Here is a 16344-nt window from a genome sequence, read left to right on the forward strand (position 1 = left end):
TCAGATAGGTATGCGGTTCTCTAATTTAGCTTGCTGCATTAATATAAGATCCTGGGAACGGCCAGGGACAATCAGTTAAACATCTCTGTGTTCTTTCTGAACAGCCGGAATAACTTTCTATTTCTTCTTCTGTTATCTCCACTTCTTTTTGATATTCCTCTGTTGTTTTAATTTCCTGCATATCCTTTCTCTCCTTTCAATATCAGTAAGTATGTCCAAACTATACTCTGCTTTTTCCTATATATCAACATTCCATGTCTAAATCGACTTTTTTTTTTGCATAAAATATTCAATCTATCTATTTCCTACATAAATAGCTAATTCTTTCATAAATTCTTCTTTTTTATATTTACTCACCGGAATCTCTTTTAACTGTTGATTCTTATCCTTAACGAGTACACTATCATTCTTTAAACCTTCTACATAATCAAAATTTACTATGTAGCTGTTATGACATCTGAAGAATAATTTTCGGCTTAATCTTTCCTCCAGTTCCCTCATCCTTTGGCTACTTTGTATTTCTCCCTTATTCGTATGCAGAATCAATAGTTTGTTCCTTACCTGTATGTAGATTATATCTGAAAGCTGTAGCGTAATCAATCCATCTTGGCACTTCAAAAATAATTTTTCCTCTGCACACAACAATTTCTTTTTATATACTTTATTTAAAAGGTGTTCTACCTTTTTATATAATAATGGCTTTGATAAGAAATCCTCTGCATCCACTTCAAAACCTTTCCCTGCATTTGATATTGTGTAAAAGGATGTACAAAATACTATTACAACATTTTCATCTATACTTCTAATTCGTTCTGCTGTTTCAAACCCATCTAATTCCGGCATAGAAACATCCAAAAAAATTATGTCAAACTTTCTCTTTTGAAAGTTTAATAACAATTGTGAACCACTTCCGTATGCAGTAATTTTAACCTTTATATGGTTTTCATTACCATAACGTATTATATAGTTCTCCATTTTTTTGTTATAGTCTGTAATGTCATCACACAATCCTACTTTAATCAACCTATTCCCTGCCTTTCTGATGTGTCAATAATCGTTGAATCAAAATATCTATTGTTAATTTATTTTCCTCACAAAGATTTCTATATTTTTCTAATAATGCCCATTCTTTCTCCGTTATATTTTGTTTCTCATCATGATTTCTGTTTATTTCATCTAAACCCTTTTTATTCTGTTCCCTTCCCATGAATACATCCTCCTTATCTTTTTATCTATAAATGAGCAAATTTGAAAAATTGCACAAAACTACACTGCGAATTTCATAAATGAATCAAAATCATTGCTTTCCTTTGCGCATTGAAAAAGATAACGATACTTTTCCAGCTGAATGGTATCACAGATTTCGTGATATCCAGTTTCAAATGAACAGAACCTACCAGTACCCACTGCACACATGAAATGTGCCAGTGACATAAGCAGCCAGTACCTTTTGATTCCCTGTGCAGAGCGTATCTGATAGCTGTCCAGTGCCAGTTTATCCTTACACTGGCGGAAAAATACTTCAATCGGCCATCGACACACATACCAGGAAAGAATCTCCTGTGTAGATAGGGCTGCGTTTGTACTGATGAAAGCACGCAATGCTTTGGGATTACCAAATGCTTTTTCCGGATAACTCAAAAGAACTACCGCATTTTCTATGCCGTTGAGGTTGCCCTCGTACCGGTACACATAATAGTTTCGTTTTTTGACTGTCACAAGGTCAAATTCACGATGTGTAACAGACAATTCGGCGGCCAGTTCACGAAGTTTCTTTTTCATTCCCGATGGATACAGCAAACGGTTTGTTTTCAAAGCACCGATGGTATGGAACCCTCTCTGTGCAAAGGTATTGATTATCTTTTCAGAAACATACCAGCAGTCGCAAAGAAAATAGGACATTACCGGTGGAACAGGCAGCTCCTTTGCAATGCTTTGTACAATGTCAATCTTGGAAATTGACTTATTGTACATTACAAAAGCATAGTTCAGAACAATGCCATTGCAGGAAAGCATAACAGCAACTGCCTGATGCCCGTAGTCCTGTTTTCCCTTTAAATGGGATTGGTGAAAATACGCATCTTCAATCGGATGTAAAGCCCGTGACGAAGGCTTTGTCTTTGAAGCAATCGTATCGTCCACAATGCAGAAAACAGGCTTTCCGGTGCGTGCTGCTTCTGAATAAATAATCTCAATGACAGAGCATTTTAACGTATCTGAAAGTAATGAATCATCCCATTTTCCGGAATTGAGAAAATGGGCAATCGTCGTTCTGTGGCAGGAACTGTTTTTAGCAAAGTCCGTAGTTTTTCCATGATATCCTAAAATGAAAATACTGATTAGGATACTCATAAGATGGTTTATTACTCGGTTCGAATAAAATTTGCATAAGTTTAATTTTTTAAACTGGTTGTATATGAATGAGGAATGATGTATAGTATTTGCGAGAGACACCTTCTTTCGTAAATGTTGCAAATGTTTGTTTTGGCACTTTCATTATACAACACATGGAATCGAGGTGTCTTTCTTTTATGCAAAATCACGAACTTGCTCATTTATAGTTTTTATAATAAATGTCCTCATTGATACTAGTCTAGTTTTCTTGTATAGATTGCCTTTTTTATTGCCTACTTGGTAATCACAACATTCTTTTATTATCGTTCAGCTCTCTATGATATACGGAAGAGGCGTACCTTACCAGTCACGCCTCTTCCTATACTACTATAATACTATTCTACATCTCTAAAATACCGTATGCACTTCAGCAATTCTGCTGTTAATTCCTGATACAGATCTTCATCAAAAATCCCTTCTACCAAAGCATTTTTAATTAAAAGTGGCCGGTACATTTCAAATATTTCCAGTATGGCCTCTTGATTCCCTTGCCTTGCCCGGTATAACAATTCTTTAAAATTCATGATTTCTTTCCTCCCATTCTCTTGCGTATTTTCCGGATAGCCCAATAATATGCACCTTTACACCGTTCTTCCGGCATCTGATTCAAGATGCTCATTTCTTTAAATGTACGTTCCTCAAATACATGCTGATAGATAAGCTTTCGTTCTTCCTCATGCAAAGAAAACATGGCTTCCATAAGGTTTATGTCCGTCATCCCATTCCATTCTGGATAAATCCCCTGTGCTTCTTCCATGAGCAGTCGCTCTTTCTGCTCCAATTCCAGCCTTTCCTCTGGCGAAATATCCGTATCTGTAAATTCTTTATCTTCCAGATTTTCCTCTGCAAATAATATTTTCTGCTGCTTTTCCAGATACCGAAGTCTTTTTCCTCTTATAGATGCCAACAAGTACGCAGTAAAATAATTTCTTGTCTTAGATCCGTGATATTTTTGTTCTTCTTTCATTTTCTACCTCCGAAATTTGAAATCAATAAGTTTCCAAACTTCAGAGGTGGAGATCTGCATCTATGAAGGATATTTTTATTTTGGTAAAAGAAAACGCCGAACCACATTTCTTCTGGCTCGACATCTTTCTTATCCCATGCATCATCCTGCACGATGACTTCATATATTAACGCATATACTGCATATAAATAACCCTTTTGGCACCCCTGCAAAAGCAAGATTTTTTTGACGAATCATTACACAAGTGCCTTGTCTTTCCTTGCAGCATAGATGCTCCTCCTTTGTAGGTTCTCCTGCCCCGCAATTCACATTATATTGCGTATCTTCATGCACTATAATGCGTTTCTCTTACTATCAATCTACGATAAAATAAAACAATAAGTGAGGTGATGCGGATGCTGATGGATACTGTCAAGAAAAAATTAGGCTATATGGTAAGAAGTGAAAGAGAAAGGCGTGGTCTGTCACAATCAAGACTTGCAGAACAAGCCGGTGTGTCCACCCGGACCATTTCTGATATTGAAACCTGTAATGGCAATCCGGAACTTGCAACTTTAATCCCAATCGCTCAATTTCTGAATATTTCAATTGATGCAGCTGTTCAGGATGAACGAAAGGAACCGGACACTACTACCTATCAGATTATGAAAGAACTGCAAAACTGCTCTGAAGATGAGCGGCAAATTGCCCTACGCACCTTGCGTGGGCTTCTTTCTGCATTGAAAGAAAAGGATCCACTCAATTAAGCCTTTTTCTGACAATATCTGACTTTTGATTATACGGATGAAATCTGTGAGAAACCTGTGCGAAATCTGTGGGGTTCCTGTGAATTGGCATAAATGTGCAACAAAAAAGAAGCACTCAAAATCCGATGCTTCTTTTTTCTTTTCTATCTATTTCTAAATGCACTCATTGCATCTCTAACGCTTTTGGCAACTTCAGGTGCAAGGACAAATTCAGATACCTTCTGTTTCTCTATTTCTTCTTCCACTTGAACATTCTCCTGTTTTGAAGAATAGTTCTGCATTGCTTTTTCCACTTCTTGCTTTACCAATTCCAACATCATAATCTGCAAAGCTTCTTGGTTCAATACAGCCCCTTCTTCTGTTCTGCCGCCATCTATATGAGTTACCACTGCTGATGCAATTAAGTCGGCTTTATCCCTTACGGCGTTTAAAATCTCTACTGCACGTACATGAGTTGGTTTCGTTTTATCAAACCCAAGTGTGAATTTATAAGGATTCTTTTTCTCCACATTAATCACACTCCTCTACATAATCTGAAACAGTCTGTCATATCCTTTGGCATTGGCAGAAATATCCTCAATAAAGGTATATTTCCCCAGACGGTCTGATTGTTCTAGGAAATGGCTCAATAGCTTTGCCCCGCCTCCAATAAATACCGTATATGCTGCTTTGGTATCTATGCCTCTTTCTCGAATACTGTTCAGCAGATCCTTTACAAAATCTTGCACCATGCCTTCTGTCATACGGACTACAGCCTCTTCATAAAACTCTGTGTTTCCCTGAAGGATACTGTCAATATCACTTTCCTCTAACAAAATATCATATTCACTGTTAATCCCGGAAATAATCTTGTTATACATGGTAATCACGCCTTTTTCCATGGAATCACAGGCTTCCATATCCGGATTACCTTTCCGCATCAGAAGATAGTCTGTAGTAAATCCTCCTATATCAATTCCTACTACTTTGGGAATCTGCTGTAGCTTTTCAATCATAGTCATCATAGCCGCATAGTCCTGTGGAAATGCCATTACCTCTCCAATAGTGATATGATATGTACTACCACAGTAATTGATATCATAGATTTTCCCTTGCCTTTTAAAATATGATTCATACCGTTCACAAAGTTCTGCATAATGCTTGGGTGGCAGCCCAATCGGAAGATCCACTTGAATGACATCCTCTGGCTGAATTTGAGGGTTTTCCTCCAGCTCTTTTACGATTGCAAATAGAGTAAGGATAAAAAAACGATCATCCTGCGTTTTATCTCTTTGATAAGGAATCCTATTTTCACTCAGCACATAATACTTTCCCTCATAGAACAGGAACTTTTCCCCTCTGGCAGGCTTTTTATCCTGAATGGTAAGCCCTGTCGTAAATACCTGGGAACAGGTTTTCATATTTCTATTACCATGGTCTACCGCAATCCGAACTTTTTTTATCATAAAATCATCTCTCCTTTTTTCTTTATACTTCTCTTGTACGCAGAACTTCCGTACAAAGCAACTTTTTTTCAAAAAAATTCTGTCTGCGGAATTTTGCCACAGACAGATGCATTCTTCCTATACAATGATTTTTAACATTCATCTTTACCTACTATACATTTCCAGTCCTCATTTGAATTATTTCTCTTTTTAAAAATTAATCTGTTCTGCCTTTTGAGGCAAAATCTTTTTAAACAGTTCCATATAGCGTTCGTATCCGGCTGTAATCAATGGACCACGAAGTGATGTTTCTGACCAAAGTAGCAGTTCTTCTTCCTCTGAATAATACGGAATATTACTAACTGTAAATTTCCCGCCGAAATAATGGGGTGTACTGACTTTCAAAAAATCCTGCATATCCTGCTTTGTCGATACCAGTGGCAAACCTTCCATTTTTCGCACAAAAAAAGCCTCTACCACATTGGGTAAGAAGCCTTTCTTTAAATAAGCATTTGCTCTGCCAAATATTGGGGTTAAACACTCCAGCCGTACTTCTCTTTCTTTTTCGCTGCAAGTTGTATCTAGCACAACCTCTACCAATGCCTTTGCATATTCAAAATCTAACATCTGTTATTCCTCCATTTTTATTTTCTGTTTCAGTTTTCCATGTACTAAATAGCGATAATCCTTTCGGGTATTTACACAAGTTGATAAGGTCACTACCTGATCCTCCTTGGTAACTGTCATCCCTGTGTTATACTCAGCACTTCTTTGTAGTGTTTCCAGAAAAACTTCATAGTCCTCAGAAGTAGGAAAATCATAAGTATATGCTGGATGATCCGTCGGTGCTGCATAACAGGAAAAAATCTGATACTCATAAATATATCCTGTCACATACATATAAAAATAGGGATAGTTTCGATAAAGTGCCTGTGACTGATACTGATCTAGGGTTCCAAACATGCTCCCATCCTTCATATTATGCCCATAGATAATGGAATTTCTGTCTGATAAATCCTCCTGGTTGTGAAAGTCCATAAAAATACTGCCACTTTTATGATTTTCTCCCGTAATCAGGTGATGTAGATAATAGTCATTATCCCTCCCCTGGACTACCGGATAACTAATTTCCAAACCAGGAATCTCAATCCATGCAATGACATCTGGATTGATTTCTTCCAGCTTGTTAAAATCCACCTGTAGGAATCCCTGCTCTGCGACCTCCTCTGGTGTTTCCCCTGGAACCGCTTCTGGTGACAGGTTTTGATCCTCTATCTTTTGTGTAAACCCTTCCATCTGCTCATAGACTTTTTGACTTTCCTGATAATTCAAATAAATTTGCAATATCCTTCCTCCTGCAAATAAAAAAACAGCAATGGCTACAAGCATAAATATACCGTAAATTTTCTTTCGTTTCATCGAATCCTCCTCTTCCATAAGACCGGACAACTTGCCCGGTCCATATTTACCCCGTATTTTTCAATACATAGTAATAATCATCAATTCCTTTGATCTGCCCATTCCACTCACCATAAGAATCCATGTCCCAAACCATACGGCTCATGGAAATAGACAATCCACTACAGATTTCATACACCTTTCTACAAGCGTTCTGTAGAATCTGCCGTTTCTGCATCTTATGCGGACAATAAAAAGTGGCTAGTTTACGTTGACAGGCATCACATTTCTCAGAATCCCCATCACAATATACCTTCATTTTTTTATCCATATCATAAGCTTCATATAGGTGCTGCAGATGCCTGCTTTTCAGTGTTTCCAAAACTGGCTTTAAATTTCTGTACTGATTGACACCTGCAACGCAAATGAACGTATCTCCAGATAAATAGTGGGCTATCGTACCTTTTAATGCACCTTCTGTTAAATAGATCTGTTCTGCGTCCAGACTTCCTATGACATGTACCGGACTCCCTGATGATACTCCATTTTGGAATTTCACACTGGAAAGCCAGATATACTTCCGTCCCTCCATTACCTGATCCAACCGTATCTGAAATCCTTGTATTTTTCCTTCCACGGATCGAATCGGTATCAAAATCCCAGAATTTTTAGAAGTAAAATTAATTGTCCATTTCCCATCTTGATCTTCATAAAATCCTGGCACACCTTTTACCGTCTGTCCGGATTCCAACAGTTTTTGTACCATATTTTTAATTCCAAACAACGGTACACTACGATACCTCTGTATCTCGATCTGTTCTTTCGTCAGCCCTCTTTTTTTAAGATCTTCCTGATGTTTATCATTTAAGGTCAATAACGACAACATTTCTTGATATGTTCGGTCAATGACATCTGCATCCGCTAACTCGGCATTGAAAATTTCTACAGGCTCTTCTTTATGAACTACCTGATAATCCGTCCGGTATTCCCCCTTTCCCAGAGCTTCCCGGATCTGTCGGTTTGCCTCTGCACTGGAAACACCATGCAGTCTTCCGTATAATTCTAGCATTCCACCTGAAGCATCACACCGATTACACCGGAACACATTTTTCTGAAGATTAACATTCATTTTCCCTTTTGTTTCTCCACAAAATGGACAATTCACATCCATTGACGAAGAATTTTTATGCCGTACTCTAAGTTGCAGTAAATGCACGACATCTGTGATATCGTAGCTAAAGCCTGACATATCATACACTCTATGGTTCCTCCTTTCTTCCACAGCCTTTTTTGGCTGTGGAAAGAATGTTAAGCCGGCTATTTGCTATGCCTTTGCAAGAATTACTCTGGCTGCCGCCGGTATGAAATGGTTCTGTCCATGATACTGTTCTGCGAACCATTGCAAGCTGGAAGGACTTTCTATTGCAACCTGTCCCATGGTTTTTCCACTAAATTTTCCCTGTCCTGTTACGGCTACTTGTATTGCCTGCTCATAACTCATCCTTTTCACCAGTTCTTCCACTGGCATATTGGGATCCAGAAATTGCGGCTTAGAAGGCATCTGCTGCATAACTGGTACAGATCCAGTTGCCGGAATCATTACCGGATTTGTCATCTGTCCTGTACCCGTTCCCCCGCCAATCGTATTTCCATTGGCTTGTGCTTCTTGATAAAACTGTTCCATCATCTGCTGCCCCGGAGTTGCTTGAAGCGGAAATGATGGCATGGTTCCTGCTGACTGATTGGGAGTCTGCTGCATTCCTGGTGCAGGGGTTTGTGCTGGCATCGCAGTCTGCATCTGTGTTCCCTGATTTACAGGAATTCCTGCATCTACCTGCATTGGATCATTTCCTTCCCCTACATCAGCAAATTGCAGACCATACCCCGCATCTGCCAAAGCTCGCCCAATTGCCGCTGTTTCTGCCATTTCAAGAAATTTATCCCCAAACTGTGTATCTGCTGTACGAAACTTCTGTGAAAAGGAATTGGCAATATAATTATCTTCCTGATCACACTTATCCAGATAAATTCTGGCTTCTACGACTGCCATATTTTCGGTAAAGTGAACAATCCGGCTGATAATCTTGCCTGTAGGATTTACCAGACGGAACCACAGCTTCCGATATTTCACATCCAGATACCGTTGTTCCTCCTGCCCTTCATTAGAAATAACTCTGGCAAGTTCCAGAGGATAAAATCCTTCCACTTTATTCAGTTCTTCTACTGCTTTTGACTTGTTATATAATAATTCGCTCATTGCCTGCTCCTTTCTTTGGAACCGGCAGGACATCCCTTCATAAAGTAATAACCTGCCAATTCCCAACATTGAACTATTTTGCTATTTTTTTACACAGCCCTGTTGTAAATTGTTGCAGGAATCCGTCTGTTTTCCTGTCTCTGATACCTTTCACAATACTGTTGTATTTTTACTGCCAGCATCGTCTTTCTGGTTCCCGTATCATCTGTGTGGATTGCCTGACAAACGGCTTTCCATTCCCCAACAATATAAACACGCTGTTTTGCCCTGGTGATTCCCGTATAAAAGATGTTCCGCTTCAGCATGGGATAAAAAGCTTTTAACCACGGAATGATGACCACCTGGCACTCGCTTCCTTGGCTTTTGTGTATGGTTACGGCGTTTGCATGTTCAATCATTTCCACCTGCTCTGCCTCATACTTCACCCTGCGGCCATCTGTAAATACGATTTGAACCAGAGGGTTATTGTCCTCATCTTCAGCAATCTGTACCAATGTACCCAAATCTCCGTTACTGGCAAATTCTGTATTCTTGTTTTGAAGGATTCTGTCACCTTCCCGAAATATCTCACCGCCAAGATGAAGCTCCCTTTTTCCGGATACAGGGGGATTTACCTCGTCCTGCAGACTGCGGTTCAGTTCCAAGACACCGGCTGCACTTCTCACTTTATATGGAGAGAGTATCTGTACTTGCTCCATACCATACATCTGAATTTCCTTGAGATAGATATTTTTAACAATTTGTGCCGCCGCATCTGCTCCTGAACATTCGACCATCTGGAAATCATCCCCCCATTGCAGGTTTGTCTTTCCTTCATTGATAAGTTGAGCATTTATGGGGATGTTGCTGTCCTTCCCCTGGCGATATACCAGATTTAAAACAGTAACCGGTATTTTCCCGCACAAGATAAGCTGCCGGAACACATCCCCAGCTCCTACTGAAGGAAGCTGATGGACATCCCCGACCAAAAGCACCCTTGCCCCTGCCTTTATCTTGTAAAAAAATTCATAGGCAAGGTGCATATCTACCATAGATACCTCATCCGCATTAATAAAATCTGCGGATAGTTTATCCGTAAGTGCTTCATAATCACCGTCACCAAAAAGCCCCAGTGCCATGTGCATAGTAGTTGCATCTCCATTTCCAGTACTCTCTGCCATTCTCCTTGCAGCACGTCCAGTCGGTGCCATCAGTTTGACTTCATTCCCACATTTTTTCTGATAGATATACAAAATGACCTTCAAAACCGTTGTTTTGCCGGTTCCAGGTCCTCCAGTAATAATGCAGATCGGGTTTGCAAAAACCATACGCACTGCTTCTTTCTGCTGTTCGGATAATGTTATGTTTAAATCCTCCTGTGCTTCCTCCAGTTCCTTTTCAATCGTAAGAGCTGGAATTTGCTCGTGCAATTTTCTTGCAATCATAGAGGCTGTATCCTCTTCTTCCTGATGCTGTTTGGTAATGTAAACCCTATTCTCTTCTACTACGATACTGTCCTGCATGACCAGACGATATAACACTTTTAAAATCTCTGTTTCCGTCACCGGCTGAAGATCCGGTTCTTTATTCAGAACCTTCAATGCATCTTTCACCAGAATTTCCTGCTCCAGATATAAATGTCCGTTCTGCTTCATGGCTTCCCGCAACACATAGCTGACGCATCCGGAAATACGCATAGGATCATTTGTTGCAGCACAGCACTGCCTTGCAATGGCATCCACAGTGAGAAAACCAAACCCTTTGACTGAGCAGAGTATATAAGGCTGCTTCCGAATGATTTCTACGGATTGATCCCGAAACTTCTGAAGAATCATATTTGCTTTTTTAGGCGTAACATGAAACGGTGATAAAAAAGTCATCAATTCCCGGAATACTTTGTTTTTTCCAAAAGAATCCACAATACGGTCCAGTTTTTTCTGAGATATCCCCTGAATCTTTAATAATTCCTGTGGATACTTTTCCATTACCTCCAAGGTATCCAGACCAAAACGATCGACAATCCGTTCTGCCGTTTTGGGACCAATTCCCTTTAAAGAACCACAAGAAAGGTATCCTAAGATACCTTCCCTTGTTCTAGGTACAACTTCCAAAAAAGTTTCTACCTTGTATTGTGTTCCATGGGAATTTGTCTCCCACTCGCCTTCCATTTCTATTTCGATTTCATCCGTAAGAGGCAGGTCATATCCTTTTGCAGTAAACGCAATGATTTTTTTGTCTGCCCAAAATTTATCTCTGGCAGAAAGAGGAACCTCATGATCCAGCGTGGAAAATAATGCAACCGTATATCCGTTTTCCTCATTTTGAAAAATCTTACGTATATATTTGCACCTCATCGTCTATACTCCTCCAGTTCTCTACTTTCATCAATTCGCCTGGTTTCATCTTGGAATCATACCAATAAACGTCCTTTCCTTTCTCGAATGCTGTCTGAATCTCTCTTCTCATTCCTTCGCTAATGCAGGAGCCACAAATAATTAATACTTCACATAAATCCAGCATCAAAGCTCCAATCTGCATTGCAGTCTCACGCTCTTCTGGGATACGGTCATCCAACATTAACGGAAGATGAGCATGTGAAGCAAAAGTACGGCAATGATACAGCCGTTTCATCTGCATGAGATAGTATTTTGCCAATTCCATATTATGCTGCACTCCCTCTGGATTCCGGGCAGACAGCGGAGAACAGATATATGCCTTTTTTCCTTGTAACATTATGCAACCTCCTTTTTAATCCGGAAAATCCTGCTTTCTGTAGTGCTTGTGTATTCTTCGTAGATATCCGGATGCTGATTTTTCAGCTTCTCCATATTTTCTTTTCCAATCTGGGTGCGTATCGTAGGATTATAAGTAATCCGGTAACGGAAACTCCCATCCTCGATCACTGCCTTACACCCTTGTCCAAGAAGCTCGACAAACGGTACACTCAATGCACGTTGTTCCGCTTCAATCTCCTTTTTTCTCTTTTCCAATTGGGATTTTTCTTCAGATAATTTGAGATATTTTTCAAGACTGCGTGATTCCAAGCTAGATATGCTGATTTCAGGAATTGATTTGTCTGCGTAACCATTATATTTCCGGATACTAGCCAAAATGAGATCTGGCTTTCCGGAATACGGTGGTTCTATTTTCTTCTCCACATATTCCTCCCAGAAGTATTTCTCCTGGTCAATGAGTTCTTCTTCCTCCATTCTATCTCGTTCCAGACACCGGTAAACAAATTCATTTTCATTGTTTCCATAAAGGCAAGCAATATATGCCTTATTCATATTCATGACTGCAAGATAATGACGAACCTGCAAAACATAGTTTTCAGGAATCCCATCATCTGCCCATTTGTCTTTTGCATTGTAATTACAGGTTTTACATTCCAAAATCCCAATGCTGCCATCTGGAAAACGGATAAAGTAATCCACATCCGCTAACATAAACGGATATAGCGGATGCCGGAACATTTTTCGTACAGGGAAAACTTCAAGTCCAGTCTTCTTGGCAAAAATCATGGCAACCAAATCTTCCAGGCGGTGTCCCACTTCTTTCGCTACCCAGTTTTCTTCCTCTTCTTCGATTACTGGCGTAACACCAATTTTATCGAAATACAAATCCCTGATTGTCGCAAATGGGGATAAGCCCATGATTGCCGCTGCATCGCTTCCACCAATACCAAGACGCCGGTAATCCAACCAATCTTCTCGGCTCAAATCTGCTGTATCAACAAGAACTTCCGGCTGATAATTTAATGCTGTATTCATCTCATTTCCTCCTTATAATTTAATCGTTCCATATACATCAAACCCTTTCCAGTCAAAGGCCAGTGTTTTTGCAATATCTTCTTCCAATTTTAAAATCCGTGGTGCAGAAAATCCTTCACAAGCAGCAAAGAAAGCAGCTTCGTGCATGGCAAAATAAAGATCATGAGCTGTGCATGGTTCTTCCCCATATTGTCCCACAAAAAGATCTACTACTTCATTTCGAATTTTCTGATTGATTTTGAGTTCCTTCATAATCAGATGCAGACAGTTTACAGGGTTTTGGATATCTATATCCATCAAACCAACAATTCCTTTAACTGCTTCCTGATAACGGGAAAAAATTTTGTCCAGATTATTCCGGAAATCCTGTAAGGTCGCCCCTCTATCATGTGACAGTTTGATAGGACTGCCCAGGTTAATGACACGGTTACTGGTTTGTGAGAGCATCATGGGATACAGATTCACACCACTTACTGCTACATCAGAAGTAGTCAGGCGCAGTGCAGGAGCAAGGCTCTTATCCTCAATTCCATGATCCTCCAAAGCCTGGTGATAAGTATCCAAAAGTTCCTGATTTCCTCCTAAAGTCCACATAGCGGACACAATGGAATGGTCAAAACTTCCAGATCCCTCCAGATAAGTACTTCCCTTAAAATGTGCTTTCAGATAATCACTTGTCATATTGAAGATTGTCTGCATATCCAGTACACAGTAATCATGATCATCACCGCCATGTACTGCAGATACTTTTCCATCTGCCACCTTGATTAAGGCATCTCCTTTCGCTACCTGAAGACAGTAGTTTACTACCTTTGCATAAGTAGCTTTCTCCAGTTTCTTTAATCCTGTTCCATTAATGCCGGCTCTTTTCAGAATTGTATGAATAGCACAGTCACGAACCGGATAAAAATCCTTGTTCACTTTTAATACCAACTGGGTATTCTTTTCTGTATCCTCTACTATTCCTTCCAGTTCTTTTTCACAGGCTTCTTCAATGGTTTCTGCCTCCTTTTCCAATGGAACCAGTTTTAGCATCCTGGTAGGCTTTCGAATCCACTTGGACTGCTTTGCCCTCTCAGCCAGAAATTCCAGCATCTCCGTTGTGCTTGCAAATGTAGTGCAAAACTCATCTGCATAAATCTTTGTTTCTTTCATGTGTGTACCACCTTTCTTAAATTTATTTATCCATAAACAGCCAAAGCTGATTGTGGCAATCCTGCCTTTCATTTGGGCATAAAAAAAGAATGAAAAGAGAAGTATTCCTCCGCTATCCATTCTCATATCCCTGATAATATTACCGAAAAAACAAAAGTGCCGCTATTGCCCCATAAGGACAGATAGTGACACTTTATACAATCATAAACAACTTATGCGGAATAAGCAGCCTTACTGCTCTCCTTGAGTCTTCGGATTTATACAAATCCAAAACTCCCCCTATGGGTACGCATAAAATTAACTATAGCAGTATAGTAGCACATGATATAGTATATGTCAATCTTCATGCACAATATATTGTATGTTCTTAAATACTATGCTTTGCATATATGACTTCAATTAAAATATTGAAATATCACGTATCCCACCTCTCTTTTTTCAAGTTTATAGAAAAATTTTTAATAAAAAGTACATAATCTGTTCAATCTGAAAAAATCTCAGTTAATTACTTAATGAAATTGCTAAGACAAAACTAAGTCTTACGCCTTTGTACCTTGATAACTTCATACCTTATCTGGAAATGTATATAGGTGTTGTAGATAGTGTCGCATAATTGCACACCTGCTGCTTGATGTTTACATAGTAACGCCTTCTACGTGCCTGAAACAAGGCATAGGAAACGGTTTCCTGATAAGATACTTTTATTTTTCAGCAAGAAGTCATTCTGCCTACACAATTACTCAAAATTTGTTATAATAATGAACAGGTATTATGATTACCCTGTTCATAGAAGGGAGGTATATGATTACTGTTACAAAAAAAGATCTGATTGCACTGGGGTATGGTCCATCTTTCTCTTCAGACATTATAAGACAGGCCAAAATTCTTATGATTGAACGTGGACATACTTATTACCAGTCAAGAAAATTAGACAGGGTACCCAAAGAAGCCGTTGAAGAAATTCTGGGGATTAAATTGCCAGACGAACAAAACCAATAGTACTTCTTGTGTGTTTATGCAAAGGAGGAATTTTTATGGCAAAGGATCCAATTAAAAGGGCAAACAATGGAACTTACTATTTCAGAGCAAATCTGGGCTATGATTCTGTAACTGGAAAGCAGATTCAGAAATATCGAAGTGGTTTCTCTACAAAAAAAGAGGCCCGTGCAGAATATTCCAAACTCATCATCGCTGCTGAAGATGAACTGGCAATGGAAAAGAAGCAACCCTCATTTAAACAATTTATTGAAGAAATTTATCTTCCATGGTATAAAACACAAGTCAAAGAGAGTACCTATAGAAACCGTTTAAATACCATCGAAAAACACTTTAAATTTTTTTATCGGAAAAAGGTAAACGAAATAGAACCGATTCATGTACAAACCTGGCAGCTAAAACTGGCAAAAGACTACAGTCCTAATTATGTACGAATTATACAAGGTATGCTTTCTCTGGCATTTGACCGTGCAATCATCCTCGGCCTTGCCAAGAAAAATCCCGCACGTATGGTCGGCAATATTAAATATAAGAAAGTAAAAGTGGATTTTTGGACATTGGAAGAATTCCAGAAAGTAATTTCTCTTTTATACAAAGGAGATTACTACGAACATTATTTGTTTATCTGTTTCTGGCTCCTGTTCACAACAGGATTACGAATTGGAGAGGCTGCTGCATTACAGTGGGATGACATCGATTTTGAAAGCGGATTACTCAGCGTGACAAAAACGTTATATTACAAATCTATGAATGAATACAAATTTGTAGATCCCAAAACATCTGCCAGCATCAGGACCGTTGTGCTTGATGAAGATACCATAAGGGAACTGAAAGATTGGAGGGAAGTGCAGAAGAAAGTTCTGAAAGACTGTAATTTTGTACTGAGCTATAGTGGGATTCCCACCAGCAAGCATACCCTGCCAAGAGCCCTGGAAAAGCTGGCAGGGCTTGCCGGTGTTCACCGCATTAAAATCCATGCATTAAGACATTCACATGTAGCACTTTTAATCAGCATGGGGGTGAATCCATTGATCGTCAAAGACCGTCTGGGACACGAAAAAATCCAGACAACTTTAGGGACCTATGGACATCTATATCCTAACAGCAACTTTGAGGTTGCCAAACTGTTAGGCGGAGTTATTAACTTCACTCCTGCTACCGAAAGCATCGCTGATTATACACATAACCAGTTTACTGCGTCGTATCACAGGAAAATATAAAAATGCAATAATAATGCAATCCAGAGTCATCGATGCCG

Annotated in this window: 19 protein-coding genes; 3 read left to right on the plus strand and 16 right to left on the minus strand. The window is 39.3% G+C overall.

The genetic code is table 11. The annotated features are described in order from the left end of the window. Positions 1–25: 25 nt before the first annotated feature. The 6 genes from FXV78_RS04340 to FXV78_RS04365 form a co-directional block, all read right to left on the minus strand. On the minus strand, positions 26–181 hold the full coding sequence (locus FXV78_RS04340) for a hypothetical protein (RefSeq protein WP_004223818.1): 156 nt from the start codon (positions 179–181) through the stop codon (positions 26–28). 113 nt (positions 182–294) lie between these two features. Next, positions 295–1023: a LytR/AlgR family response regulator transcription factor gene (locus FXV78_RS04345; protein WP_004842163.1), complete on the minus strand. Its 729-nt coding sequence runs from the start codon at positions 1021–1023 to the stop codon at positions 295–297. Between the two features lies 1 nt (position 1024). After that, the gene (locus FXV78_RS04350) at positions 1025–1207 is read right to left on the minus strand and encodes a hypothetical protein (RefSeq protein WP_004223822.1); all 183 of its coding nucleotides are present in this window, start codon (positions 1205–1207) and stop codon (positions 1025–1027) included. Positions 1208–1266: 59 nt separating this feature from the next. Then, on the minus strand, positions 1267–2352 hold the full coding sequence (locus FXV78_RS04355; protein ID WP_004842162.1) for an IS701 family transposase: 1086 nt from the start codon (positions 2350–2352) through the stop codon (positions 1267–1269). A gap of 377 nt (positions 2353–2729) precedes the next feature. Further along, on the minus strand, positions 2730–2918 hold the full coding sequence (locus FXV78_RS04360) for a helix-turn-helix domain-containing protein (RefSeq protein ID WP_004223825.1): 189 nt from the start codon (positions 2916–2918) through the stop codon (positions 2730–2732). Beyond that, on the minus strand, positions 2915–3361 hold the full coding sequence (locus tag FXV78_RS04365; protein ID WP_004223827.1) for a sigma-70 RNA polymerase sigma factor region 4 domain-containing protein: 447 nt from the start codon (positions 3359–3361) through the stop codon (positions 2915–2917). Before FXV78_RS04365 ends, FXV78_RS04360 begins: the two co-directional genes overlap by 4 nt. Before the next feature lie 395 nt (positions 3362–3756). On the opposite strand from FXV78_RS04365, the gene FXV78_RS04375 reads away from it, so the two are divergent. Then, positions 3757–4107, plus strand: coding sequence for a helix-turn-helix domain-containing protein (locus tag FXV78_RS04375; protein ID WP_004223831.1), 351 nt, complete (start codon positions 3757–3759; stop codon positions 4105–4107). A 143-nt stretch (positions 4108–4250) separates the two neighbouring features. On the opposite strand, the gene FXV78_RS04380 is transcribed toward FXV78_RS04375, so the two are convergent. From FXV78_RS04380 to FXV78_RS04425, 10 genes are all read right to left on the minus strand, one after another. Then, positions 4251–4616 carry a stage III sporulation protein AF gene (locus FXV78_RS04380; RefSeq protein WP_227219350.1) on the minus strand — a complete coding sequence of 122 codons (366 nt, stop codon included), beginning with the start codon at positions 4614–4616 and terminating at the stop codon, positions 4251–4253. 15 nt (positions 4617–4631) lie between these two features. Continuing rightward, the gene (locus FXV78_RS04385; protein ID WP_233447355.1) at positions 4632–5552 is read right to left on the minus strand and encodes a ParM/StbA family protein; all 921 of its coding nucleotides are present in this window, start codon (positions 5550–5552) and stop codon (positions 4632–4634) included. Between the two features lie 189 nt (positions 5553–5741). Beyond that, positions 5742–6158, minus strand: a complete 417-nt coding sequence (locus FXV78_RS04390) for a hypothetical protein (protein ID WP_004223840.1) — start codon at positions 6156–6158, stop codon at positions 5742–5744. 3 nt (positions 6159–6161) lie between these two features. Then, the gene (srtB, locus tag FXV78_RS04395; protein WP_233447356.1) at positions 6162–6950 is read right to left on the minus strand and encodes a class B sortase; all 789 of its coding nucleotides are present in this window, start codon (positions 6948–6950) and stop codon (positions 6162–6164) included. Between the two features lie 46 nt (positions 6951–6996). Next, on the minus strand, positions 6997–8178 hold the full coding sequence (locus FXV78_RS04400) for a CHC2 zinc finger domain-containing protein (protein ID WP_330368584.1): 1182 nt from the start codon (positions 8176–8178) through the stop codon (positions 6997–6999). Positions 8179–8253: 75 nt separating this feature from the next. After that, complete coding sequence (locus FXV78_RS04405) at positions 8254–9186, minus strand: hypothetical protein (RefSeq protein ID WP_172620975.1); 933 nt, start codon at positions 9184–9186, stop codon at positions 8254–8256. An 89-nt stretch (positions 9187–9275) separates the two neighbouring features. Further along, positions 9276–11519, minus strand: a complete 2244-nt coding sequence (gene recD2, locus FXV78_RS04410) for an SF1B family DNA helicase RecD2 (protein ID WP_004223849.1) — start codon at positions 11517–11519, stop codon at positions 9276–9278. After that, positions 11497–11898 carry a DUF7768 domain-containing protein gene (locus tag FXV78_RS04415; protein WP_004223852.1) on the minus strand — a complete coding sequence of 134 codons (402 nt, stop codon included), beginning with the start codon at positions 11896–11898 and terminating at the stop codon, positions 11497–11499. Before FXV78_RS04415 ends, recD2 begins: the two co-directional genes overlap by 23 nt. After that, the gene (locus tag FXV78_RS04420) at positions 11898–12935 is read right to left on the minus strand and encodes a YqaJ viral recombinase family nuclease (RefSeq protein ID WP_004223854.1); all 1038 of its coding nucleotides are present in this window, start codon (positions 12933–12935) and stop codon (positions 11898–11900) included. The genes FXV78_RS04415 and FXV78_RS04420 overlap by 1 nt, the downstream gene beginning before the upstream one ends. A 12-nt stretch (positions 12936–12947) precedes the next feature. Further along, a complete protein-coding gene (locus FXV78_RS04425; RefSeq protein ID WP_005342227.1) occupies positions 12948–14090 on the minus strand; it encodes a hypothetical protein in 1143 nt (380 codons plus the stop codon). An 801-nt stretch (positions 14091–14891) separates the two neighbouring features. On the opposite strand from FXV78_RS04425, the gene FXV78_RS04430 reads away from it, so the two are divergent. Both FXV78_RS04430 and FXV78_RS04435 read left to right on the plus strand, forming a co-directional pair. Beyond that, positions 14892–15089 (plus strand): DUF3173 domain-containing protein, encoded by a 198-nt coding sequence (locus tag FXV78_RS04430; RefSeq protein ID WP_005342226.1) that lies wholly within the window; start codon positions 14892–14894, stop codon positions 15087–15089. Between the two features lie 35 nt (positions 15090–15124). Further along, entirely contained in the window at positions 15125–16306 is a 1182-nt protein-coding gene (locus FXV78_RS04435) for a site-specific integrase (protein ID WP_004223860.1), read from the plus strand. The last annotated feature ends 38 nt before the right edge of the window (positions 16307–16344 follow it).

This window comes from Mediterraneibacter gnavus ATCC 29149 (assembly GCF_008121495.1).
Classification (GTDB): Bacteria; Bacillota; Clostridia; order Lachnospirales; family Lachnospiraceae; genus Mediterraneibacter; species Mediterraneibacter gnavus.